This is a genomic window from Nocardia sp. NPDC049737, assembly GCF_040674755.1.
Taxonomy (GTDB): Bacteria; Actinomycetota; Actinomycetes; order Mycobacteriales; family Mycobacteriaceae; genus Nocardia.
In genome coordinates, this window is sequence record NZ_JBFANH010000027.1 from 114,223 (window position 1) to 138,624 (window position 24,402).

Sequence of the window (24,402 nt, forward strand, 5' to 3'; positions counted from 1 at the left end):
ATGTGCGCCCCGCACCGAATCAGCAATGCCCCGCGTCGCTAATCGACGCCCACACGCTCGCCCCAGCCGCGCACGCACCGGCACCGCACCACATAGCCCGAGCGCAGAATTCGGCAGCTCAACGCCACCTTCCACAACGCCGCGCTCGACAGCACCGTGCGCGCCCCGCACCGAATCAGCGATGCCCCGCGTCGCTAATCGGCGCCGCCACACTCGCCCCAGCCACACTCGCCCCAGCCGCGCACGCCCCAGCCGCGCACCGCACAGCTCAACCCTCGCGAGGGCAGCACTCGGCAGCTCAGCAACGTCGTATTCGACATCGCACGCGACCGTCCACGGCTCGGTAGCGTGCCGCGCTGTGCTGTCCGAAGCAGCAGCATTGTCGGGACCGACGTTGCCTCGCTTTGTTTTTCGCAGCTCGGTCGTTCGCGCGCTCGTCACTGGTGATGCGGTGCTTCCGTGCCATGCGGTTTTCACAGCAGTCCACCCCCGAGGACGCGGCTGGCGAGGCCGATTACTACGGGAACGATGCCGAGGCAGACGAAGGCTGGGAGGAAGCAGAGGCCTAGGGGGCCGCCGATCAGGACTCCGGCGCGTTCAGCGCGGGCGGCGGCCGCGTCTTCGACGCCGCTGCGGTGCTGTTCGGCCAGTTCGCCGACGGCGGTGGCGAGTGAGGCGCCGGAACGGGCGGAGCGACGCGCCATGCGTGCCAGTGCGTCGACCTCTTCGGCGCCAGGTTGGTCTGTGCCGTCGCGGGCCACCTGGTCCCAGGCGGTTGCCGCGTCCGCGCCAAGTGCCAGCAGGTCGGCTGCTTTACTCAATGCCGCGCCGAGGGCAGGCGGTGCGCTGGGTGCCACAGCGCGGGCTGCGGATGCCATCGGCAGCCCGGCTCGCAGGCAGGCGGCCAACAGGTCGAATACCGAGGCCACGGCCAGCGGGTCGCTATTGGGGCCGCGCGGAGATGCCGGGGCGGCCGGCTGCGTGCCCACCTCCCGTAGCGCCCGCAATCGCCGATTCACCGTAACTCGACCGGGTAGCACTATCAATGCCATCGCGAGCAAAAGCACTGGCGCACTGATAATTCCAGCCATTCCCCACCCTTTCGCATGTGTGGACAACCAGCAGATTCGTTTCATACGAAGACCTTTCGCGTGATCGCGTCGGCCCACAGCAAGCCAGCGCACCCCAGTGCCGCACCGAGTGGCAGCAGTACGGTTCCGGCGCCCGGGCTCAGCAATACGTGCAGCGGAGCAGCACCCATCAATTGGCCGAGGCCGATACCCAGGAGCGGCAGACCCGCCAGGACCGCCGCAGTGGCGCGCGCACCGGCCAGTGATGCAGTGGTGCGCGTGCGAAAGCGAATGCGCCCCAACAAGTCGGTGCGAGCAGCGGAGAGTAGTTCCGCGAGGGCCAGACCGTGGTGCTCGGCGACCTGCCAGGCGTCAGCGATCCTGGCGAGTTCGGCATCGACGATGGAATGAGGATCGCGCAACCCGTCCGCGCCGGAGCCGCCGAGCCTGCTGCGCGCCGAGCTCACCGCGAAGGCACGTGCGGCCGCCCCGCGCGACTCCTGCGCGGCAGCAGCCGCCGCCGCACTCGGATGCGCACCCACCCGCAGCTCCCCGATCACGGCCTCGAGCGCATCCAACAGATAGGCGCACTCTGCACTGTGCCGCCGCTCCCGGCTAGCCCGTCGCACCCGAATACCGACGGTTGCCCCAACCAACACCACAGCAACCAGCAGACCGACACCGACAGCCAACGCCCCGACGATGACAACGCCGAACGCCACCCGAAACCCACTGCCCCGCCCAAACTTCCGAGCATCACCTGACGCCGCGAACAACCTGACGAACCGACGACGGCAACTCGGCGGCGGTACCAGCAAAACCCCCACCGCCAGACACACCAATCCCGCGATCATCGACCGGACCGTTCGCCGACCAAGCACGGCAACCGCACCATCCGACTACCAATTCTCGAGCGGACTACCACCGCGATCACCGGCCGAACCGCTCGCCAACCCAGCACCGCAACCGCACCATCCGACCACCAACTCCTGAGCGCACCTGCCACCGCGATCCCCGGCCGAACCATTCGCCAACCAAGCACCGCAACCGCACCATCCGACCACCAACTCCTGAGCGCACCTGCCACCGCGATCACCGGCCGAACCATTCGCCAACCAAGCACGGCAACCGCACCATCCGTCCACCAACTCCTGAGCGCGTCGCTGCCGCGATCATCGGTCGAGCCGTTCGGCGAGGAGGCGGGTGAGGGTGGGGGCGGCGGGGGTGGGGGCTTGGTCGGCGTGCCAGGCGGCGGTTATGGTGACGCGGTCTTGGGGGTCGCGGTCTACGATGCCGATTTCGCGGAGGACGCGGGAGCCGTCGGCTCGGCGGTGGACGTGCAGTACTACCTGGACGGCTGCGGCGAGTTGGCTGTGCAGGGCGGCGCGGTCCATACCGCCCAATGCGGCAAGGGCTTCCAGGCGGGCGGGGACCTCGCGGGGTGAGTTCGCGTGGACTGTGCCCGCGCCGCCGTCATGGCCGGTATTCAGGGCGGTCAGGAGGTCGACTACCTCGGCGCCACGGACTTCGCCGACGACGATTCGGTCGGGGCGCATTCGCAGGGCCTGCCTGACGAGGTCACGGACGGTCACCGCGCCGACGCCCTCGATGTTCGCGGTGCGCGCTACCAGGCGCACGACGTGGGGGTGTGGGGGTGCCAGTTCGGCGGCGTCTTCGACGCAGATGATGCGTTCATCGGCGGCGGCCTTGGCCAGTAGGCCGGACAGCAGTGTTGTCTTGCCCGCACCTTAGTTGTGACACACTTGAATCATGACCACCAAGAAGGCCGCCACGGGCAAGCTCTCGATCCTCCGCATAGCCATCTACCTGCGGATATCCCAGGATCGTAGCGGCGAAGGGCTCGGCGTCGCACGCCAGGAATCGGACTGCCGGAAGCTCGCGGAACAGATCGCAGCGCAGCGCGGAGCTGTGGTGCATATCACCGCGTTCACGGACAACGACACCTCCGCGTACAGCGGGAAGCGGCGCAAGGAGTACGAACGGCTGACCGCAGCCATTGAGACCGGACAGTTCGACATGGTGATCGCCTGGCACCCGGACCGGTTGCACCGCTCCCCTATCGAACTGGAGTACTTCATTGCCCTACTCGAACGCGGCGGGACAGAGGTCCAGACCGTCCAGGCAGGCATATGGGACCTGACCACGCCGTCCGGCCGGATGGTGGCGCGCCAGCTCGGCGCGGTGGCCCGGTTCGAGTCCGAGCACAAAGGCGCGCGGATCAAGGCGGCGCGCGTCCAGCAAGCCACGGAAGGAAGGTTTCACGGCGGCGCACGGCCCTACGGATTCGAATCCGACGGCGTGACCGTGCGCCAGGACGAAGCACGAGAGATCGTGCGCATGTACGAGCAGACCGTAGCCGGGGTGTCACTGCGTCAGATCGTGACTGATCTCAATCGACGTGGTATCCCGACCGCGACGGCACGCGGGCCGTGGACCTCGCAGACCGTCCGGGACATCATCACGCGGCACCGGAATGCCGGTTGGTCGGCCCACAAGGGCGAAGTAGTCGGCAAGGCACAGTGGCCCGCCCTGGTCAGCGAGGACACCTGGCACGCGGCGAACGCCGTGGTAACCGACCAATCGCGGCGCACCGCACCGGGCAATACGCCGAAGTGGCTCGGCTCGGGGGTGTACCTGTGCGGAGTGTGCGGCAAGGCAGAGCTGCGCGTATCCGCCGCGAGCAGCAACCGCGCGAAGGTCTACCGGTGCAAGTCGCGTGAGCTGATAGGCGAACAGCACGTGAACCGCGATGCGCTGCGCTTGGACGGATTGGTGGAGGAAACCGTCGTTGCCCGTCTGGAGCGTCCGGACGCGCTGCGGAAGCTGACCACCGGACACGCTGGCAGCGGCAACGATGTGGCGGCCCTGCGGCTCGAACAGGCTGCGCTGCGGCAACGGCTGGACTCGCTGGCTGATCTGTTCGCCGCCGGGGAGATCGACGCACGCCAGTTGTCCACCGCATCGGCCACGCTGAAAGCCAAGGTGTCCGAAATCGACTCGGCCCTAGCGTCTCTGGGTATGCGGTCGCCGTTGGCCGAACTGGAGGGCCAGGACATCCGCTCAACGTGGTTCGGCAAGCAACCCGACCGCAGTGATGGGCTGAGTCTCGGCCACCGACGCGCCATCGTGGACATGCTGCTGAGCGTGACCGTGCTCCCCGCGCCGAAGGGGCGGCGCGTATCCGGCGCGTATTTCAGCCCCGAGTACATCTCGCTGGAGTGGAAGCAGTAGCCCGGAAGCCGTTGGAAGGCAGCGGATTCCGTGTCTTCATCTCACACGGGCACGACGCCTACTCGCTGCGCGAGCTTCCCGAGATCACCGGTCGTCAGGTCACGCCGTGCGGTGCGCATCATGTGCCCGACGAGTTCGCGCACCGGGGACATGGTGCGGACATGCTGGGGCGCTGCGTGTTCGGCGCGCAACAGGGCGTACAGCGATTCGCGGTAGTTCCTCTGCATGGCGTGCGCCTTGCCGATTTCCACGAAGTATTGAGCGCGCCGCCCCTCGTTCGGCAGGGCGACCGGGGACAACGTAGGTGCGAGCGCGAGCACCTGACCGGGCTCACGACGTTCCATAGCGGCGGACATCCGCCACAGCGCCACATTCGCCGGGCCGAAGGACTCGTTGCGCGCCACAGATGTATTCGGTTCGGCCTCGGCCAACCGGTCCGCTTGCTCGGCCGCTTCGGCAAGGTGCGGTTCCGGGTCGCTGCCCATCGTGGCCGCGACGATCGAACCCTGTAGGTGCAGCATCCCGTATGTCTCGATCTCGCCACCCGTTCGCACGTCGGCGGCAATCTTCTCGGCGGTGCCGACAGTGGTAGCCAGCGCGGCGGGCAGCGCACCGGGGCGCGACAGGAGTATCTGACCTTGGATGAACGCAGCTGCGGCGATCGGCGCAGCCGCCCCGACGTGGCTCGCAGCGCTTTCGGCTTCCTGGGCGGCGGTCCATGCCAGCGCGTAATAGCCCCGTGCCCGCAGTGCCGACGCGACACCGTAGGCCACGGTCCCCAGCACGTCCCAAGCCTGTTCGGCCTCGGTCTCGCGTACATGGTGGTAGGCGTCGGTCAGCATCGGCGCGAGCATCGGCCCGAGCGTGGCGTAATCGCAATCGTGGCGCAGCTTCGTAGCGGTGCGGGTGAGCGCCGCCAGCTCATCGAGCGACTGCGCCGGGCGGGTGTCGGTGATGTTGCCCCGCGACCACAGCACCGTTTCCAGTTCGGGCACCGCCGCATGAAATCCGGCGGTGGCAGGGTCGAGCTTGTCTTGCTCGTGGTCGGTCAGGTCACCCAGCGTGACCCCCAGCGCAGAGGCCAGAGCCAGCAGCGTGCGGCGCGAGTCGATGGGCCGTTCGCCGTTCTCGTACTTGGCGACCGCGCCACGGCTTAGCCCCGCCCGGTCGGCTAGCACCTGTTGCGAGATGCCCCGCCGCGCCCGGATCGCGCGGACCCGTTGCCCGATGTACCGGTCTTCGTGCTGGTCGTCGCTCACGTGCGCGCCTTCCCGTTGCTGGCCGTGAATACCCGCTCAACGGGCATTGTCCCACGGTGGGACAGAACACGCCGTGGCCGCTGACACGCTTCAAACCAGCCCCGCCGCCGGGTGATGCGAAGTCCTCGGCGGCGGGTGCCCACCAACACGCACAGTGGAAGGCGCAGGGGAATGGAAGCGCTCGCGTGGTTAGACCCGACATCACCGACGTCGGAATGGGATGAGGCCCAGATTCGGCGGTTGGCGCGGCGATTGGGCTACGTGCTGCACTGGGCCGACGCGGGCTCGGTGCTCGGTCTGGTCGAACAGGCTGAGGGGCTCGGCGTCGACGTGGTGCTGTTGCCGTCCTCGGCGCACCTGGACGCGCACACCCTGAATCGGCTGATGGGGTTTGCCGATGTCGAATGCGCTTGCCCGCGTGAGTCTTTCGCCCGCTGGTCCGTCCTCGGTGGGGTGCACCGATGATCGCGCTCGGGTGGGTGATCGTGGTCGGCCTGCCCGCCGCCGTTACGGCGCTGGCGATCTTCTGGCCTGAGCGCTGACCTCAGCGCAGAGCCTTACCCACCCACCTCCGCGCCGTGCGTTGTGGGATGCCCGTCAGCCGCTCCAAGGTGCGCCATGAACCCGTGCGCCGATGAAGAGCGACGATCACCGCGCTACATAGACGCGCGTTGTCCTCACGCCGCGCCAGGGCGACTCGGATCGCTGCCGCAAGGTCGGCGTCCATGTCACCGGTTCGGCGGTCCGGCGGCAATAGCTCGTCCAGCGCGGCGTTCTCGTCGGGGGTGAGGGTGTGTCTCATGTGACACAGTGTGCCATGTTGACGACTGTGTCAGAGTTGACACACCCTGCCGGTACTGGCACCGTGTGTCAGTAGTGACACACTCTGCCAATTCCGGAGGTTCGAATCGTGAACGCCGTGCTCATCGCAGCTACAGCCGCCGTACCGGCACTCTCCACCGCCTATGCCGGGGCGTGGTCGGGCGGTTTCGGTCCCGGATACTGGCTCGCCAAGGACGCTGAAACCCGTAGCTCCTACCGTGCTGGTATCCGCATCCGGCGCGGCTGGAAACCACTGGCCCGCCGTCTGCGAATGGTCCTGCGTGACGTGCCCGCACAGCCGGGCGGCCCCGCACAGCCGGGCAAGATCCGCTACCCCAAGTTGAAGCGGGTAAAGGCCGATGCCAACGGCGTTACGGCGGACTTCGAACTCGTTCCCACGGTCCGCGCGACGGACTTCGAGGCCAACTCCGTAGACCTGCGCGACGCATGGCGCATGGTCCGGGTAGCCGTCGAGCAGACCGAACCGAACCGCGTCACCGTGCGCGCTGTGCGCCGTGACCCGCTGCGTGTGCCGACCGTGTACGTACCGACCGGCACCGCTCCCGACCTTCGCCATTACGTGGCGGGCGTCGACTCGTTCGGACGTGATGCGCGCATCCGGCTGCACCACGGCTCGGGGCTGTGCGTCTACGGATTGCCGAACTACGGCAAGACATCACTGCTGCTCGGCTTGATCACGCACCTCGCGCCGAGTGACAGCGTGCAATTCCTGATCGCGGACGGTAAGAGCACGCTCGGCACCGATGGCGATTACATGGACGTGGCACCGCGTGCGCTCTCGGTCATTGGTGACGACGTTTACACGTTCAACCAGTGGATTCGGGAACTCGAGATCATGCGGCAAATGCGATCGGCGACCATCCGTCAAGCGCTCGGCGTCCGCAACTTCTGGGACGCCGGGCCATCACCCGAGTGGCCGTTGATCATGCCGATAATCGACGAGGCGCACACCTATTTCGAGTCGACCTCCGCGTTCGGTGATCCGGAAATGCAGCGGCGTAATGCCGTGGCGGCCGACAACGCTGCGCGCGTCGCTGGCCTCGTGCGCAAGTGTCAAGCGGTCGGCATCCTGCCCGTGCTGACGACACAGAAAGGGACAGCGGACGCGATCCCTTCGCAGATCAGCGCCAACGCTTCCGCGTCGCTGTCCTTCGCCGTGCGAACCGACGAAGCGGCGCAAGCGGCACTCGGCCCTGACATCCATCGGCATCCGGACTGCTCACCGATCCATCTCCAACATGAGGACTTCGTGGGTGTGATGACGATGCTTGCCGACCACCGGGCCGGATACACCCAGGTCCGCACGCCGTATTGCGCTGAGTCCGTCGCGGCACAGATCGCGGAAGAGACAGCGCACCTGGTCCGGCCGGAGGTGGTCCCATCGGTCACGGTCGGCATGGACCATCGGGCATTCGCAGCCGATGGAGGCGACGCCGTGATCGCGTCCTTGCTGGAAAAGTCATGACCGGCCAGCGGCACGCTGTGCGCTGTGAACAGTGCCACCGGGTACTGCGTCCGAGCGATGACGGCACCCTGTGCGGCATCTGCAAGATGCTGAGCCGCTACGGCGACGCAGACGACGAACCGGCGTACGGCACGCCGTAGAGCACACTTGAGGAGCAAGGAGGTAGGGCCGTGAAGGAACTTGAGACCGTGAAGTACGACGACACACGTCAGCGCAAGGCAGCCATGCTGCGGACGTACGGGTGGTCATACCACGACATCGCTTGCGAACTCGGCTACCCGGACGAGCTTGCCGTAGCTGTGGCCGTGCGTGAGTCGCTGCAACTGCATGAGATGCACTCGGTAGCGGAGGGCATCGCGCAAGAGGACGTCCGGCTTCATACCCTGCTCCGCGCGTGGACGCCCGCCGCGTTGTCAGGCGATAAGGATGCGGCGAACGTCGTGCTGAAAGTACACACGGCCCTGGTGAAGCTGCATGGGTTAGCACAGCCTACGAAGGTCGCGCTCAGCCGTCAGGCCGATGAGGCGTTCGCGGAGGATATCGACTCGCTGTTGCGCGATCTCTCCGTACCGACGTACATCGAACCGACCGCCGACGCTGACGAGGACTGGGCCGAATTGCCGGAGTGACCGATATGCCCTGTCTTGGGGTGTATTGTCTTCCGACCCGCACATCTGACCGGGAATTGGGCATAAACGCCCTGGTCAGGGGCATGAGGTGATTTGCACCACACAATGCCCTGCTATATGGACATAGAAACAGCCCCCGCGCCGTGACCTTGGTACGGGGGCTGTTCTTCGTGGGGCTGTTTCATGAGGCTGAGCCCCGTGGACGACTCTAACCCTCAACCCTCAACCGTAGGTCTAGCCACCGATAACGTTCACTTATCGGCTGTCAGCAACCTGTGGATAACTCCGAGAGCTGTGTCCCGTATCGGGACATGCAGCTCGATACGGGACACTTTGCCGGAACTGATGAAATTGTCAGTATCTCCGGCCGGTCACCAGAGGCAACGACTCCGGAACATGCTCACGACCAACGGCAACGGCCGCTGTTCGGTGATCCCGAGAACCCTTTCCACATCCTCATGACTGGCCCTGGTGTGCCGGAACAGGTGCCCAGCCAGCTCCCGAATTCGCGGGACCGCATATTCGATATCGCCCTCGACACGCCTGGGCAACTCGGGGCATGGGCCGAAATGCGCCCTGTCTGCGTCGGTGGCTTCCCGGAACGCCGTGCGCAGACGTGAGAGCGGCGGAGTACGTCCATATTCGAACCGGCATCTGCCATAAACGCCCCAATATGCGATCTCGGCCGCACGAGGATGCTCGTCATCGATCGTGACGATTCCATGCGTAGGCTTCGCGAAGCATTCAACGATCCGCGCCCCGGCCAGCACAGCGCCGATCGCGTGAGCCGCTTCCTCGATACAGACTCCGCCCCAGTCTCGTAAGGCCCTGGTCCGGTCCGTAGGAGCTGCGGTGGTCATCTCGTTTCCTTCTGTCGGGTTGGCATGTCGAGAACTGGTCTGCCCCGGTAGTCGGAACCGGTGGGCTGCCCGCCGACACGTTCGCGCCGGGGACGTGGGTCGCTCGGGCGATACGTCATGCCGATGACGTCGGCTATACAACGTGTGCAGCGGTACTTATGAACGTCGCCCCGGTACACCGCTGTCTCGCGGCCGCAATCCGGGCACTCGCGGATCGTTCGCCGGGCGGCACGTCCACGGTCGCCGTAGTAGTCAGAGGGCATCGCGCATCCTCCACAACGCATCGAGTTCGGCGCGGTGCTGTTCGTGCAACTCGTGCAACTGCCGTGCGTTGCGCGCCCGTGCCTGATCGAAGGACACGCTCAGCGGCGATCGTGGCTTACGGACATGGCCCATGCGTGCCGTGTGCTGCTGCCGCAGCCGCTCATACATCCCGGCTGCCACCCTGTCCATGGTGCGAAGAGCTTTCACGACATCGTCAGAGAGTTGCGAGGGGTCGCGCAGTGGACCGGGACGGCCCAGGGCCGCCGCTAACGGCCTATCGAGCGGTTCGGCGACCTCGGTTATGGAATCGAGCCACGAGCCGCTAGCGACGTCTACAGGGGCCGGTTCGGGGATCCACACTGTTCGGGCGTCGATGAGTCGGCCGATGGCGGCAATCACCTCGTTGATTTCGGAAGTCATCTCCGCGACTTGCCGCGCCCATGTCGCCGGGTGCGGTTCGTCCGACAGCATGTCCCGAACCTCGGCCAGCGACGCTCGAATCTCAGCCGACAGCTTGAACTCGGGACCGTACTCGACACTGAGGCAGCGGCGTCGGCGAGCCCTCTTGGTGTCCTGGTCGTCGGCGCTGTGGTCACGGGGACGCAGCTCCAGACGGCGCGGCACGGCGAAACCGAGCGCGGACGGCACAGCGGGCACGTCGGGCACGGCCTTGGGTGCGGGCGCCGGGTCGGCCGGACGGGTGCGGGACAGTAGACGGCGCATGATCACGCCTCCATTTCATCGAGATCGAATGGGTAATCGGGGGACCAACTGCACGTCCAAACGTGGCCGTTCACGCAGACATAAGTAGCGATGACCATGGACCGGCCGCCGTCCCATGTGGACATGACCGGTTCACAGACGCTGTCCATCCGTGTGCAGCCCGAACGTGTGCACGTCGCGCAGTAGTCGCCGTACAGCTCTGGTCCGGCGTCGCGGGCCGGGATTGTCGCTGTCATACTGATTTCCTTCTCTATCGGCGGTCCCGGAAGCGTTTGGCCTCGTTCCGGGACCGTTTTCTTATGTCCGATCGGGGCTATGCCTCGTCGTCGTCGCTGCGAGTGAGCAACCACCGCTGCCAGCGGTCCGTGTCGGACCACGAGGTGTCGGCCGGTCCGGCCGCGCCCAGGTTGCGGCTCAAGTAGCTGCCGGACTCGGGGGTTCGGCGCAGTCGAAGCGGATCGCGCAACGCGGCGATGAACTCGATTTGTTCAGCGGAGCTGCCACCGGGGATCTTGATCTTTTTCACACTCACGGACATGTCCTCTCGGGTATTGATCTGCCGCCACGACGGCGGAAGCTTGTTGGCGCAGCTCAGAGCGCCGGGGTAGGTGCTGACACAGCTCCCAACCCAGTCGCGCCACCGCGTCACCGTGTCTCTGCTCATTACCCTTGGCGCGGTGGCGCGACAGCCTAAAAAGGTGGGCTGACCTGCGATAAGGTGTTGCGCCAAGCCCCACGGCTATCGCGCCAAGCACTATGGTTGGCGCGACAGGTTGGCGCGACAGAAATATGCCCTCTACCTGCATATATATAGAAGTAACGTCTATAGTTTTGGCTGTTGCGCCACCGCGACACAGATACACAGACCGGGTTGGCGCGACAGGGTGTGAGCTGAGGTGCCCGGTCTCGATCGGAGCTGCGGTCTCGGCGCACCACGATGTTGTTTCAGGCGGAGTGATCATCGACCGGACCACTTTCCTCGGTGCTGAATGACAGGTCCGGTAGCTCCCAATGACTGGTCGCTGGAAGCGTCTTGCCGGGCTCCTCGGACTCCTCGGCCTTCTTGGTGTATTTGACATTCAGAGCTTTTGCGGCCCGTTGCAGCGTGCGTTCCTTGTGCCCCTCAGCCTTGGCGGCGGCCTTCACGACTCTGCCCGCTACCTGGTTTCCCTTGTGCTCGGAAACGAGGTACCAACGCAGCCACTCCATAGCGTCATCGAATTCGTTCGTATCGTTCGCGTCGTCATCCTCGGGACCGTGGAATGCTTCCGCGATCAAGTCACGCGACGACTTGCCCACCAAGCCGACGTATTCGAGCAGCGGCACTGTGCCGTCGTCCTCGTCGGTCGGCTCGAAGCGCTGGACAGGCTTCTTGCGAAAACGGGTAGCCTCCGCTGCCCGCGCAATGTTCGATTTCTCCGGACCGACGATCATGCATGTGTCGTCGTCAGGGTCGGCCTGCGCGAACAGCGTCATCCGCGCTTTCTTGCGTAGCTCGGCCGTGGCCCCGTACTTGTCACGTGCGTTCGCTGTGCTGACACGGTTCGTATGCGTCAGCAGCAGCACCGCCGCACCGGTCCCGGTCGCAAGTTCCTTCCACGGGTGCAGTGCTTGACGCGCTTGCTGCGGATCACGAACCGACAGTTTGGAAGACACGGTGTCCAGCCACGCGTCAATGACGATCAAGGCGGGCTTGGTCTTGTCTGCGGCATCACGGACGGTGACGAAGTCCTCCGGGAACGTCGGCGATCCACTGCCGTCCTGTTCGGTGGCGATCACATGGACGCGAGTCAGATCGACCTTTGCGACCTCCATACGGGGCAGCACCGTTGTGGCCCAATCGTCTTCGGTGGCGACGATGATCACGTCGGCCGGTTCACGCGCCGGGATGCCGAACTCGGGTGAGGGCTTCCCCGTGGTGACGTAGTACAGGAGCCAGACCCACCACAGAGACTTGCCGATGCCCTCGTCGCCCACGAGCAGCGTTACCGCCGACTTGGGTACGTGACCCGTGGCGAGCCATTCGCGTTGCTGTGAGGCGTGCAGATCGACGGCCGCCCACAACCGGGGACGTTCCTGGTCGGCCTTATCCGCCTTCTCGGCGGCGGTTACGGCCTCTATCCGTTCCTGCGTCAATGCGTGTGGGTCGCCACTGAGCGAATCCACCGCCCATTCCTTCACGTCGGCACGTGTAATTGCGAGGGACGGAAGTCGTTTGGCCACCGGCCCATCTGGGCTAATCGGTATCGTCAGGAAATCTTTCAAGGGCGACCCCTTCATGACCTTGCGCTCTGGGCAAAGCCTCGAATGGAGCCGCACCACCTTTCTTGCGAGTTCGTGGCCCAGAACGGAGTCCAGAGGCGTATCCGGGTCTATGTCGAGCGCCTCGGCCACGTGTGAACCTGTTGCAACTTCAGCCGGAGACGTCCAGCTGGCGTTGGCTTTCGATCCTGGTCCCGGTCCCGTATTGTTGACCTCAGAAACCGGTCCCACGGTGTTCGTATCGGCCCCCCGCTCGTGCCTGATCGGGGGGTCGTTCTTTGTCTTGTACACGATTCAGCCTTTTCTTTTCGTCGCTATTCCTGGTCATCTCGTGGTGTGAGGTGTCCGGATGAGGAAAAGGTCAAGCGGCCTCGATATGGATGCGGGCGGCGGAAATCGTCCGGCTCACAGTGGATGCACTGCACCCGACGTGCTCACCGATGCGGGTGTGCGGCCATCCGTCCTCGTGGTGCAGCCGCAGGATCTCGGCCACAGTGCGCGGATTGCGCCGGTTGGATGTGTCGGCGTCGCACAGCTGCACCGCCGCATCCGTCCACCGATCGGCGTGCGCAAGGTCCGCAGTCGTGCACACCTCATGCACGGCCGCTGTGCGTGCGGTCAGTTCCGTTGCGGTCTCATGCGTTTCGGTATGGACTTCGCGCACGGACAGCGTGCGCACGGCCGCTGCCGCGTGCACGGGCAATGCATCGTGGTCGTGCATGGGCGCTGCGTCCAGAACCTCACCGTGCACGGGCTGTGCATCGGCGTCGTGCATGGCGTGCACATCGGACATCAGCATGTGCGCGAGCGTTGCGCCCATGCCAAGCACCAGGACCGGGATGCACGCCACCGCAACGGTTACCGGCCACGGTGCCGCCGTGATGGATGCGGCGTGCATGAGATGGAACGCGACCTGTCCAGCGGCCCCCAGGAAGAGTGCACCGAGCGCGGAGAACTTGGTGTAGCTGCGCGTCCGGTCGGTACGCACGGTGCCGCTCAGCCACACGTGCAACGCATATGCGGCGTAGGTTTCCATGCCGATCGGCAGGGTTACGGCGGAGTTGAACGTGACCGAGTCCGCGAGTCCGGGCAGCGGCCGGACCGGACCGAACCCGGTCAGTTCACCAAGCCCGACCCATCCCGACCAGATCGCAACGAACGCGGGCAGTGCGAGCAGTAGAACGGGCCACCGGCGCGGCGTGCGGTCTTTCGTGATAGCAGTCATTTCGATTGTGTCCCTTGGTATTCGATGCTCGATACCCGGAACGACGGGGGGATCCCCCGACTCCGGGCGGGGGCGATTCACGCAGACTTGGCCAGAGCCGACGTGTCGCGGGCGGTGCCCAGCAACGTCGAAATGCGCGCGATCTGATCGGAACTGAGTGGCGGCGCGGCGGCAACCACCTTCGCGATGTACTCCACGAACGCCTCACGTGCTGCGGGCGGCGGAGTTTCGATGCTCTGTAACCGATCGGCGACCGGCGGCGCGCTGACGACGTTCAGCGCGTCCATGTCGATGCGAATGGACTTGCCGATACGGATATGGGGGAGCTCACCTTTCGCAACAAGACGGCGAACGGTTTCGTAGCTCAGACCACGCTGTGCCGCAAAGGCTTTCATGGTGACGAAGTTGGTTGGCTGAGTAGCCATGGATGAACGCTCCGTGATGCCAGATTCAAGCCCCAAGGCGTTTTGTTCACGTTCGCGTTCATGTTCATAGGTCCGGGGCATTTGGACCGAGACCAACGTTACCAACAGACAACGACTTTGGACAACGGCAACCTAGTTACCCGGAAGCTAAATGTGTCTTTTCTCCAGTACCGTATTGCCCGCACCGGTTCCGCCGACCACCAGGAAGGCGAGTCTGGCCCGGATGATCTGCTCCAGTAGGAGTTTCGCGTCGGCGGGTACGGCACCGGCCGCAGCGAGCGCATCAAGTCCCTGGGTCGCCGGACGCAGCACGCGTAGCGACAGGCAGGTGCCGCCGTGCGCCACCGGCGCCAAGACCGCGTGCAGCCGGACTCCGAACGAATCCCCCAGTGCCGCTTCCCTTCCAGACAACCTGCCGTCCACCCAAGGCTGTGCATCGTCGAGCCGCCGTCCGGCCGATAGCGCCAACCGCTGTGCCAGCCGACGCACCGCCGCCTCATCCGGGAAGACGACCGAGGTGCGTTCCAGTCCACGGCCACGGTCGATCCACACCGCATCCGGCGCGGTCACCAGCACATCGGCGACCCGAGGGTCGTGCAGCAGCGGCTCCAACAGCCCCGCTCCGGTCATCTCGGTCTGCAACAACCGCAATGCCCGCAGCAGATCGGTATCCCCGAGTACGCCACCGGCCTCGGCTCGGATGGCCGCCGCCACCTGCGCCGGATCCGGAGCCCCCGAAGCACCGGACAGCCGCTCCCGCACCCGGTCCAACAACTCCGACGTCACCAACGCACTCACCGCGAACCCCTCCCTACCGAAGCGGCAAGGACCCGCCGCAACATCCAGCGCACCGCCCACACACTCGGAACCGCAGATCGCCCACTGCGGACAGTTCCAGACATGCCAATCCGACACTGCTGCGGCAATTCATCTCGACCACGGCGAGCTGGAATCCCGTGCACCGCCGCGGCTACAGCACGGACTCGAACCGGCGGCTCGAACACCAACGCACTCATCGCAACCCCTGCCCGGCCGGAGCGCCGAGCACCCCGAGCACGGCGTCCGCGGCGTCGCGGAGGGGCCCGCGGCGCAAAGTGAGCCCGCCGCGTTCCAGGCGGGCGGCCAGTCCGGGTTGGGCTCGGACGGCGGCTAGGAGAGGGAGGTCGAGGACTTCGGCGACCTCGGGGCCGCGGAGTCCGCCGGGTGCTGGGCCGCGGACTATCAAGCCCTGGTTGGGATTTCGTCGAGCGATATGGGCGGCGACCGATTCGGCGGCGGCGAGGGCGCGTAGGCGGGCTGGGACGACCAGGACGACGAGGTCGGCCGCGTCGAGTATTTGGTCCGCGTGTGGGCCGCGTTCGCCCGAGATGTCGCATATCACCAAATCGCCTGCGGCACGGCCCGCTTCGATGACGGCGTGGATGGCAGCGGGGCCGATTTCGGCGGGCAAGCGTCCGGCACCGCCGCGGCCGCAGGACAGTACCGCAAGTCCCGGCGCGGCTGCCGGTAGTGCGCTGTGCAGTGCGGCGGCGGAGACCCGACCGTCCTCGATCACCAGATCCGGCCAGCGCAGTCCGGCCGCGGTTTCGATGCCGAGCAGCAGGTCGAGGCCGCCGCCGAGGGGCGCGCCGTCGACGAGCACGGTGTCGCGGCGGAACCGCTCTGCGGCGGATCGCAGTCCGGTCGCCGCGGCCAATATGGAGGCGCCCGCACCGCCGCTGGCACCCGCGATCGCGACGACAACACCGTCGCCCATGCGATATTCACCGTGCTCAGCAAACTTCTCGATAAGTCCGACCGCGGCACCTGGCAGCGCGATGACGCGCTCGGCACCGACGGCCGCGGCGGCCTGCCAATCGGTCAATCCGGGTTCCCCATCGGTCACCAGTACGATGCCGATCCGCCGGAGATAACCGGCGCGGGCACAGCTCTCGGCCGCCAGGGTGTCGAGGATCACCAGGGGTGCGGACACCCAGGCGTGCCGACCGACAGAGAGCGCGCGCTCGTCGAGCTCGCGCTCTGCGGCCGCCGCGACCCGGCGAACCTCATCGCGCAGCCGGATGTCCTGGATGAGCACCAGCGCGGGCGGCGGTGTGAGTGCCGGGGCGGCTTCGAGATTCATGCAGGTCAGCGTGCTCGAAGACGAAGCCGGGCAGAAGATGCAATATGCCGAATGTGGATAACTCGGGGGGTGGGGATAAATCCGGAGGGCCGAATCCGGAGGAACAACCTTGCCTGAAATAGAGGACGGCCCCAGCCGGGGGGGGAGGAGGCTGGGGCCGTCGGGTTCAGCCCCGGGGGGTCGGGCTGAACGCGCCTGGACTATGTCCAGGTGCCAGCAATACTACACCCAAGCCGGGGCCACAACGCAAGTCTGTCGTCGGAGAACTTTGTGGCTACCACCGGCCCGGCGTCTGCGGGGCAAACCCGCCGAACGGCCCGGACGCCCGACCCGTCGGACACCGTCGCCGCGGCATGCATATTCTGAACGAGTGACGGCCGATGGCGATCAAACAGAGCTCGAGGACCGGACGGCACGGGACGCGACGACAACGAAGCGACCCAACGCCGGGGGCGAGCGCGTGGCCGCCTTCTTCGATCTCGACAAGACGGTGATCGCGAAATCGAGTACCTACGTGTTCAGTAAGCCCTTCTACGCACAGGGCCTGCTGAACCGGCGCGCGGTACTGGAGAGCAGTTACGCCCACTTCCTGTTCATGCTCTCGGGCGCCGACCACGATCAGATGGAGCGCATGCGCGCCAATCTGACCAATATGGTCGCGGGCTGGGATGTCGAACAGGTGAAATCCATTGTGGCCGAGACACTTCACGAACTCGTCGACCCGCTGATCTATGCCGAGGCCGCGGATCTCATTGCCGACCACAAGATCCGGGGACACGATGTGGTGATCGTCTCGGCCTCGGGCGAGGAGATCGTCGGCCCGATCGCCGAGGTGTTGGGCGCCTCACATACCGCGGCAACCCGAATGGTGGTCGAGGACGGTCGATACACCGGTGAGGTCGAATTCTATTGCTACGGCGCGGGTAAGGTGACCGCGATCGAAAAGCTCGCCGCCGCTGAGGGTTACGACCTCGCGCGGTGTTATGCCTACTCCGATTCCGTGACCGATCTACCGATGCTGAGCGCGGTGGGGCATCCGACGGCGGTGAACCCGGATCGCAATCTGCGTCGCGAAGCGGTGGCCAAGGGCTGGCCGATTCTCACCTTCTCCAACCCGGTCTCGCTGTGGGCGCGGTTCCAGAGTCCGTCGTCGACCACCCTTGCCGCGACGGCGGCGGTCGGGCTGAGTGCGGTGCTCGCCGGGGCGATCAGCTACCGGCTGCTGCGCCGGCGCCGCTGAGCCATAGCTGGCGAGCTCGGGCCGCGCGGCCGGGCTGTTGGGGCGCGCCGCGGACGGCTTGCTGCCATAACACAGAGGCCGCCGCGACCAGGGATTTAACCACGAAACGCCAGCAGACATGCAGCTTATTGAATGTTTTTCCAAGCCTTGATGTGGGCGCGGTCACAGTGTAGAAATGTAACTACGGAAGGACGGAAGGCCTGAGCGGAGCCGGAAGAGAAGGTTCAGCTCCCCGACCCACCCTTCCCAGCACGGGCACCAGGCACCCACGCGGAGCGCGCCGCGACAAGGGCAAAAGCGTTGTGGGCCTGCGAGATCCGGGTTTTCGACGGCGAAGGCCTCGCACAGGTTGCGGGGATGAACCGCCGGAGTTCGGATAATCGCCGAGGCCGCAGAACACAACCCACCCAGCACGCTTGGTAACCGGGTATCCGTGCTAGCGGGCGGTGAGGTCGTCAACGACAACGCCGCCCGCTTTGATGTGTGTGGACCCCTATCCGGATGCCGAGTCGGCGATCGATGTCGCCTCCCGCGCACCGTCTTCGAAGGCGCCGCAGCACAGGATCACCCAGCCGCCCACCGCATCCGGAGCACCCGAGCCGAATCCGGCCGCCGAATCCAGATACTGCTGACGCCGCCGCAACCAGAACACCTCCGGCACGCCGAGGCTGTGCGGGTCCAGCCCACTGGACGCGGCCACCAGTCGCGAGGCCGCCCGCGCCACGATGCCGTCGGCCGTACCGAACGGCCGCAAGGTCAGTAGCTCGCCGTGCACGACCGCCGCGATGACCGGCGCGGGTGCCTTCGATCCGAGCACCGTCTGCACCAGCAGGTCGAGCCGTTCGGCCACACCGCCGTCACCGCGCGGGCGCCCGAGCAGCTCCTCGTCGGTGACCAGATCGGCCGCGGCCAGCAGATGTAGCCTGGCCAGCGCCTGCAGCGGCGCGCGCTGCCAGGTGCCGACCAGATTCCGCAGCGCGTCGCCGTCGAGCGCCTGCCCGACCCGCAGCGAGCCGGCCAGGATCGGATCCGCGACCCGGCCGTCGGCGGGCAGTTCGGTACTGCCGCCCTCGATGGCGGCGGATGAGCGCGCGGCACGCACCGCCGCCTCGGCGGCCGTGGTCGGCCAGCCCCGCCGGTTCGCCTTGTGCCGATGCACCGCGGCAAGCGCGTCACGCGCCTTATCGGCGGCTTCGCGCACACCTGGCAGATCGACGAGGGGCTGTAGCGGATCGGTCACCGAGACATTCTGCAGCGCCTGCGGCGCTGCGTGTTCGCGACCCCCTCCTGTCTCGCCTCCGACCCGTTCGAGCGACCTGCAAGCAGTCGCTAACGGCGCTCCTGGTCAGCCTGCCAGCAGGTCCCGTCCGGGAATGGCGTCGAGCAGGCGGCGGGTGTACTCCTCTGTGGGGTTCTGGAAGACTTCGTCGGTGGTGGCCGCTTCCACGATCCTGCCGGTCTGCATGACCAGGACGTCGTCGGCGATCTGCCGGACCACGGCCAAGTCATGGGTGATGAACAGATACGACAGACCCAGCTCTGCTTGTAAGTCGTTGAGCAGCTTGAGGATCTGTGCCTGGACGAGGACATCGAGTGCGGACACCGCCTCGTCGCACACCACGACCTCAGGGGAGAGCGCGAGCGCACGGGCCACCGCGACGCGCTGACGCTGGCCACCCGAGAGTTCATTGGGGTAGCGGCGCATTACCGAGGACGGCAGCGACACCTTGTCCAACAGGTCGCGCACCGTCGCCTCACGTTCCTTGGCGGTGCCGATCTTATGCGTGCGCAGCGGCTCCTCGATGGTGCGGTAGATCGAGTACATCGGATCCAGCGAACCGTAAGGGTCCTGGAAGATCGGCTGCACCCGCCGACGAAAAGCGAACGCGCCCTTCCGATCCAGCTTCGCCACGTCGTGGCCGTCGAAGGTCACCGAGCCCGATGTCGGTTCGAGCAGACCCAGAACCATCTGTGCCACAGTTGATTTGCCCGAGCCGGACTCGCCGACAATGGCCGTTGTCGTGCCGCGCTTCAGACAGAACGACACATCGTCGACAGCGACGAAATCCGTCGACTTCCAGGGCGTACTACCCCGAATCTTGAACGCTTTGGTCAGATTCTGCGACACCACCACGTCGTCGGACACCGCCGCGATTTCGCTATCGGCGGCCGCGACCTCCTCGGCGACCTGCACGGCCTGCTTGCGCACCTCGATACGTTCACGCACCGAGGACAGCCGCTGCGAGGCGAGCGAGGGCGCGGAATTCACCAGCTTCTTGGTGTACAGATGCTGCGGTTCGCGCAGAATCCGCAGTGCCGGACCGGATTCCACCACCTTGCCGCGATACATCACCACCAGGTGCTCGGCGCGCTCGGCGGCCAAGCCGAGATCGTGGGTGATGAGCAGGACCGCGGTGCCGAGTTCGCTGGTCAGTCCGTCGAGATGGTCGAGGATCTGCCGCTGCACCGTCACGTCGAGGGCCGAGGTCGGCTCGTCGGCGATCAGCAGTTTGGGACGGCAGGCCAATCCGATGGCGATGAGCGCGCGCTGGCGCATACCGCCGGAGAACTCGTGCGGGTACTGGTTCACCCGGCGCGCCGCGTCTGACATCCCGGCTTCCTCGAGCAGTTCGATGGCGCGCTGCTTCGCCGCCTTGCCCTTGGCAATGCCATTGGCCTCCAAGGTCTCTCGGATCTGGAACCCGATCTTCCACACCGGATTCAGATTCGACATCGGATCCTGCGGCACCAATCCGATCCCGCTGCCGCGGACCGCGACGACCTCCCTCTTCGACGCCTTCGCCAGATCCTTGCCGTCGAACCTGATCGAGCCGGAGGTGACCTGCCCGGTGCCGGGCAGCAGGTCGATAATGCTGTGCGCCGTCGTGGATTTTCCGGATCCGGATTCGCCGACAATGGCGACGGTCTGGCCCGGATAAACCGTCAGACTGACGTCACGAACCGCCGGAATCTTCTTGCCCTCGGAGGAGAAGCAGACATTGAGATCCTCGATCTCGAGCAATGGTTTATCGGACATCGCTGCGGTCACCTCTTCCTCGCCTTCGGATCGAGCGCATCCCGCAGCGCGTCCCCGAGCAGGATGAAGCTCAGCACGGTGAGCGCCAAAGCCGTTGCGGGATAGAACAAAATCGGCGATCCGCCGCGCAGCTCGTGCTGATTGGTATTGATATCCGAGCCCCAGGACACGATTGTGCGCGGCAGGCCGACGCCGAGGTAGGACAGTGTCGCCTCGGTGACGATGAACGCACCGAGCCAGATCGTCGTCACCACGATCAGCGGTCCGGCCGCATTCGGCAGCACATGACGCAGCAGCGTGCGTATTCGCGACACACCCAATGCCTTTGCCGCCGTGACATATTCGCTGTTCTTCGCCTCGATCACCGCACTGCGCGCGATACGTGCAGCCTGTGGCCAGGTGAACGCGGCCAGGATCAAGATGACCGTCCAGATCGTGCGCGAATCGAGCAGCTGCATGATGACGATCGCGGCCAGCATCAGCGGAATCGCATAGAAGATCTCCGCGATGCGTGATACCACCGAATCGAGCAGACCGCCGTAGAACCCCGCGAGGGCTCCGAGCGTGCCGCCGACGAGCAGGAATACCGTGGTGGCACCCAACCCGGCCATTACCGAAGCCCGTGCGCCGTAAACGGTTCGGGTGTATACATCACAGCCCTGCTTATCGAAACCGAACGGGTGTCCGGGCCCGCGCGGATCCATGCTGAAATCGCCATTGCAATAGCGCGGATCCTGATCGGAGAACAGACCGGGCCACAGCACCACGATGGCGATGAACACGATCAGCACCGCGGCCACGATGAAGATCGGATTGCGGCGCAACTGTCGCCACGCGTCCTGCCAGATGCTGGTCGGCGAACCGGTATCGACGACCTGATCGGTGGCGAGCACCTCGACTTCATCGGGTGGCGCGACGAAATGCCGCTGCCAGTCCCGAGCCTTCTTCTCGAGCTCAGGCATATCGGATCCTCGGGTCGAGCGCGGCATAGAGCAGATCGATGATCAGATTCGAGATCAGGAAGATCACGATGAGCACGGTCACGAATGAGACCACCGTCGGCGGTTCACCGCGGGTAATCGCCTGGTACAGCGTCCCACCCACGCCCGGAATGTTGAAGATGCCCTCGGTGACGACCGCGCCGCCGATCAGCGCACCGAGATCGGCGCCGAGGAAGGTGATCACCGGAATCATCGAATTACGCAGAATGTGCACGGTGACCACACGTGGGCGACTGAGCCCTTTCGCGGTCGCGGTGCGGACGTAATCGGCGGACATGTTCTCCGCCACCGAGTTTCGGGTCAGCCGCAGCACATACGCGAACGACAGCGAACCGAGCACGAATGCGGGCACGAGCAGTTCACCGATGCTGGCCTTACCGGTGACGGTCACCGGCGCGATACCCCACTTCACACCCAGTACGAACTGGGCCAGGAAGCCGATCACGAAGATCGGCACCGCGATGATGATCAGGCTGACCACCAGTAGCGTCGAGTCGAACAGTTTGCCTTTGCGTAGTCCTGCGATCAGCCCGAAGACAACGCCGAAGATGCCCTCGATGAGCACCGCCATCAACGCCAATTTGATGGTGATCGGGAATGCGCGGGCGAGTTCGTCGCGCACCGGGCGGCCGGAGAAGGCCGTCCCGAAGTCGAGGGTGAAAATGCCCTTCAGATACAGCAGATACTGCACGATGAACGGGCGATCCAGGTGATAGCGCGCACGCAATTGGGCCTCGACGGCAGGCGTCATCGGCTTGTCACCGGCCAGCGCGTGGATCGGATCGCCCGGAACTAAGAAGACCAGTGCATAGATGAGCAGCGTCGCCCCGAGGAAGACGGGGATCATTTGGAGCAGACGCCGCACGACATACCAGGCCATTTCATCTCCTGGGTGAGCGGCGCGGCCGTACCGTCAGAATGTGCGGCACGACCGCGCCGAGCGGCTACTTCTCGATGTTTTCGAAGTCGAACAGACCATTCCAGGCCAGGTCGGCCTTCTTCACCTTGTCCGAACGTCCCGCCGCGGCAAGATAATCGATCACCGGGATATCGGCCATATCCTTGATCAGCAACGCCTGCGCCTGGGCCACGATCTTGTACGACTCTTCCAGCGTCGGCGCGGCCAGCGCAGCGTCGAGCAGGTGGTCGAATTCGGGGCTCTTGTAGTCGACGTTATTGGTCTCGGAGTAGCTGTAGTACTGCGAGGTGAGGAACTGCAGCATGGTCGGGTAGTCGCCCTGCCAGCCGTAGCGGAACGCCTTGCCGATCGTCTTCTGGTTCACCAGATCTCGGATGTTCTTGAATGTCGGATACGGCGCGCCGACCGCATCGATGCCGAGGGTGTTCTTGATGCTGTTGGCCACGGCCTCGACCCATGCCTGATGGCCGCCATCGGAGTTGTAGGCGATCTCGTACCGACCCGACCACGGCGAAATGGCATCGGCCTGCGCCCAAACCTTCTTGGCCTCTTCGGGGTTGTACTTCAACACCTCCGAGCCGGGCAGGTTGCCGTTGAATCCGGGCAGAGTACTCGAGGTGAAGTCGCGTGCCGGAATCTTGGTGCCGTTGAAGATGGTGTCGCAGATTTGCTGCCGGTTGATCGCCATCGAGAGGGCCCGTCGACGCAACAGTCCTTCCTCACCGCCGAAGTGCGGGACATTGGCCTGGACGCCGATGTGCTGGTTTTGCGCGGACGGATCGAGGATCGCGCGATCGCCGAGGTCCTTCTTGTACGAAGTCAGCGCGCTGTCCGGAATCGTGTCGAGGGTGTCGAGGTTGCCCGCCTGCAGATCCGAGTACGCGGTATCGAACGACTGGTACATGACGAAGCGCAGACCCTTGTTCTTGGGCGCACGTCCGCCCTTGTAGTCCGGGTTGGGCGTCAGGTCGATCTTGACGTTGTGCTCCCAGGTCTGGAACTTGTACGGGCCATTGCCGATCGGGTTCTCACCGAAGGCCTTCATATCCTTGAATGCGGCATCGGGCAGCGGATAGAACGGTGCGTAGCCGAGTTCGGTCTCGAAGTCGATGGACGGCGACTTCAACTCGACGGTGAAGGTTCGGTCGTCGACCACCTTCAGACCCGACATCGTTTGTGCCGTGGGCTTTTCCGACGAAACCTCGTCGAATCCGACGATCGGGGTGAACGCGTAACTCTGCAGCTGACCATTGGTGCCGAGGGCGCCGTAGTTCCAGGCGTCGACGAACGACTTCGCGGTCACCGTGGTGCCGTCGGTGAACTTCCAGTCCGGCTTGATGGTGATCGTGTAGGTCTTGCGGTCGTTCGTCTTGATGGACTCGGCCATCTCGTCGTGCGCAACGCCTTTGCCGTCGTAGTACTTCAGACCCGCGAACAGCCGGTCCACGACGCGGCCGCCCATATTCTCGTTGGTATTGGTCGGCACCAACGGATTCTGCGGTTCACCCCCGTTGGTGGTGACGATGTCGGCGTCGGCACTATCGCTCGACGAACATGCGGACAGTCCCAGGCTTGTGGCCAGCAGGACTGCCGCGGTCAACGCTGTAGCTCTGTTGAATCTCAACGCGTTCTCCCGATTTCGAGACAGGCGAAGGGGATCCGCGACGACGCATGGGTATCTGCCCAGCGCGCCTCGACTCGATCCGCCTTGGAATGCCTGGGACGTTAGCCATTCGAAGCAGCCTTGTCACCGGATTGACAGAGGTTCGTTCCACTTGTTACCAATCCGGCAACATCGTCGAAACG

22 protein-coding genes and 2 pseudogenes are annotated in these 24,402 nt (G+C 65.2%); 6 read left to right on the plus strand and 18 right to left on the minus strand.

Going from position 1 to position 24,402, the window contains the following annotated elements:
- Window positions 1-473: 473 nt before the first annotated feature.
- From AB0J47_RS31280 to AB0J47_RS31290, 3 genes and pseudogenes are all read right to left on the minus strand, one after another.
- Window positions 474-1,091 (minus strand): type II secretion system F family protein, encoded by a 618-nt coding sequence (locus tag AB0J47_RS31280; RefSeq protein WP_364354119.1) that lies wholly within the window; start codon window positions 1,089-1,091, stop codon window positions 474-476.
- Window positions 1,092-1,132: 41 nt separating this feature from the next.
- Window positions 1,133-1,924 carry a hypothetical protein gene (locus AB0J47_RS31285; protein ID WP_364354122.1) on the minus strand — a complete coding sequence of 264 codons (792 nt, stop codon included), beginning with the start codon at window positions 1,922-1,924 and terminating at the stop codon, window positions 1,133-1,135.
- Window positions 1,925-2,242: 318 nt separating this feature from the next.
- Window positions 2,243-2,818 (minus strand): annotated as a pseudogene (locus AB0J47_RS31290) (ATPase, T2SS/T4P/T4SS family); the annotation flags it as partial.
- 22 nt (window positions 2,819-2,840) lie between these two features.
- Between AB0J47_RS31290 and AB0J47_RS31295 the strand changes: the two are divergent.
- Window positions 2,841-4,322 (plus strand): recombinase family protein, encoded by a 1,482-nt coding sequence (locus tag AB0J47_RS31295; RefSeq protein ID WP_364354125.1) that lies wholly within the window; start codon window positions 2,841-2,843, stop codon window positions 4,320-4,322.
- A 41-nt stretch (window positions 4,323-4,363) separates the two neighbouring features.
- On the opposite strand, the gene AB0J47_RS31300 is transcribed toward AB0J47_RS31295, so the two are convergent.
- Entirely contained in the window at window positions 4,364-5,581 is a 1,218-nt protein-coding gene (locus tag AB0J47_RS31300) for a helix-turn-helix transcriptional regulator (protein WP_364354128.1), read from the minus strand.
- A 171-nt stretch (window positions 5,582-5,752) separates the two neighbouring features.
- Here AB0J47_RS31300 and AB0J47_RS31305 point away from each other — a divergent pair, with 171 nt between their 5' ends.
- On the plus strand, window positions 5,753-6,046 hold the full coding sequence (locus tag AB0J47_RS31305; RefSeq protein WP_364354131.1) for a hypothetical protein: 294 nt from the start codon (window positions 5,753-5,755) through the stop codon (window positions 6,044-6,046).
- A gap of 79 nt (window positions 6,047-6,125) precedes the next feature.
- On the opposite strand, the gene AB0J47_RS31310 is transcribed toward AB0J47_RS31305, so the two are convergent.
- Complete coding sequence (locus AB0J47_RS31310; protein ID WP_364354134.1) at window positions 6,126-6,383, minus strand: hypothetical protein; 258 nt, start codon at window positions 6,381-6,383, stop codon at window positions 6,126-6,128.
- 108 nt (window positions 6,384-6,491) lie between these two features.
- On the opposite strand from AB0J47_RS31310, the gene AB0J47_RS31315 reads away from it, so the two are divergent.
- Genes AB0J47_RS31315 through AB0J47_RS31325 form a run of 3 tightly spaced genes read left to right on the plus strand, consistent with a single transcriptional unit; the run spans window position 6,492 to window position 8,518 of the window.
- Window positions 6,492-7,889 carry a hypothetical protein gene (locus AB0J47_RS31315; protein ID WP_364354137.1) on the plus strand — a complete coding sequence of 466 codons (1,398 nt, stop codon included), beginning with the start codon at window positions 6,492-6,494 and terminating at the stop codon, window positions 7,887-7,889.
- The gene (locus AB0J47_RS31320; RefSeq protein WP_364354140.1) at window positions 7,886-8,029 is read left to right on the plus strand and encodes a hypothetical protein; all 144 of its coding nucleotides are present in this window, start codon (window positions 7,886-7,888) and stop codon (window positions 8,027-8,029) included. Before AB0J47_RS31315 ends, AB0J47_RS31320 begins: the two co-directional genes overlap by 4 nt.
- Before the next feature lie 30 nt (window positions 8,030-8,059).
- Window positions 8,060-8,518: a hypothetical protein gene (locus AB0J47_RS31325; RefSeq protein WP_364354143.1), complete on the plus strand. Its 459-nt coding sequence runs from the start codon at window positions 8,060-8,062 to the stop codon at window positions 8,516-8,518.
- A 1,112-nt stretch (window positions 8,519-9,630) separates the two neighbouring features.
- On the opposite strand, the gene AB0J47_RS31330 is transcribed toward AB0J47_RS31325, so the two are convergent.
- The 8 genes and pseudogenes from AB0J47_RS31330 to ssd form a co-directional block, all read right to left on the minus strand.
- On the minus strand, window positions 9,631-10,365 hold the full coding sequence (locus AB0J47_RS31330; RefSeq protein WP_364354145.1) for a hypothetical protein: 735 nt from the start codon (window positions 10,363-10,365) through the stop codon (window positions 9,631-9,633).
- Window positions 10,366-10,367: 2 nt separating this feature from the next.
- Window positions 10,368-10,601, minus strand: a complete 234-nt coding sequence (locus tag AB0J47_RS31335) for a hypothetical protein (RefSeq protein ID WP_364354148.1) — start codon at window positions 10,599-10,601, stop codon at window positions 10,368-10,370.
- Between the two features lie 77 nt (window positions 10,602-10,678).
- On the minus strand, window positions 10,679-10,897 hold the full coding sequence (locus AB0J47_RS31340; protein ID WP_364354151.1) for a hypothetical protein: 219 nt from the start codon (window positions 10,895-10,897) through the stop codon (window positions 10,679-10,681).
- A 413-nt stretch (window positions 10,898-11,310) separates the two neighbouring features.
- Window positions 11,311-12,759, minus strand: a complete 1,449-nt coding sequence (locus AB0J47_RS31345) for an AAA family ATPase (RefSeq protein ID WP_364354154.1) — start codon at window positions 12,757-12,759, stop codon at window positions 11,311-11,313.
- Window positions 12,760-12,988: 229 nt separating this feature from the next.
- On the minus strand, window positions 12,989-13,852 hold the full coding sequence (locus AB0J47_RS31350) for a helix-turn-helix domain-containing protein (protein WP_364354157.1): 864 nt from the start codon (window positions 13,850-13,852) through the stop codon (window positions 12,989-12,991).
- A gap of 77 nt (window positions 13,853-13,929) precedes the next feature.
- Window positions 13,930-14,358, minus strand: a complete 429-nt coding sequence (locus AB0J47_RS31355) for a helix-turn-helix domain-containing protein (protein ID WP_364354160.1) — start codon at window positions 14,356-14,358, stop codon at window positions 13,930-13,932.
- 84 nt (window positions 14,359-14,442) lie between these two features.
- A pseudogene (locus AB0J47_RS31360) lies at window positions 14,443-15,075 on the minus strand (ATPase, T2SS/T4P/T4SS family); the annotation flags it as partial.
- Window positions 15,076-15,289: 214 nt separating this feature from the next.
- Window positions 15,290-16,399, minus strand: a complete 1,110-nt coding sequence (gene ssd, locus AB0J47_RS31365; RefSeq protein ID WP_364354163.1) for a septum site-determining protein Ssd — start codon at window positions 16,397-16,399, stop codon at window positions 15,290-15,292.
- Between the two features lie 370 nt (window positions 16,400-16,769).
- Here ssd and AB0J47_RS31370 point away from each other — a divergent pair, with 370 nt between their 5' ends.
- A complete protein-coding gene (locus tag AB0J47_RS31370; RefSeq protein WP_364354166.1) occupies window positions 16,770-17,639 on the plus strand; it encodes an HAD-IB family hydrolase in 870 nt (289 codons plus the stop codon).
- Window positions 17,640-18,132: 493 nt separating this feature from the next.
- Here AB0J47_RS31370 and AB0J47_RS31375 read toward each other — a convergent pair whose 3' ends face one another.
- The 5 genes from AB0J47_RS31375 to AB0J47_RS31395 all read right to left on the minus strand — a co-directional run bounded on the left by AB0J47_RS31375 (window position 18,133) and on the right by AB0J47_RS31395 (window position 24,196).
- Entirely contained in the window at window positions 18,133-18,879 is a 747-nt protein-coding gene (locus tag AB0J47_RS31375) for an oxidoreductase (protein WP_364354168.1), read from the minus strand.
- 105 nt (window positions 18,880-18,984) lie between these two features.
- Window positions 18,985-20,676: an ABC transporter ATP-binding protein gene (locus AB0J47_RS31380; protein WP_364354257.1), complete on the minus strand. Its 1,692-nt coding sequence runs from the start codon at window positions 20,674-20,676 to the stop codon at window positions 18,985-18,987.
- Between the two features lie 8 nt (window positions 20,677-20,684).
- Entirely contained in the window at window positions 20,685-21,638 is a 954-nt protein-coding gene (locus AB0J47_RS31385; protein ID WP_364354171.1) for an ABC transporter permease, read from the minus strand.
- Window positions 21,631-22,557, minus strand: coding sequence for an ABC transporter permease (locus AB0J47_RS31390; RefSeq protein WP_364354174.1), 927 nt, complete (start codon window positions 22,555-22,557; stop codon window positions 21,631-21,633). The genes AB0J47_RS31385 and AB0J47_RS31390 overlap by 8 nt, the downstream gene beginning before the upstream one ends.
- Window positions 22,558-22,621: 64 nt before the next feature.
- Window positions 22,622-24,196, minus strand: coding sequence for an ABC transporter substrate-binding protein (locus AB0J47_RS31395; protein WP_364354177.1), 1,575 nt, complete (start codon window positions 24,194-24,196; stop codon window positions 22,622-22,624).
- Window positions 24,197-24,402 lie beyond the last annotated feature (206 nt).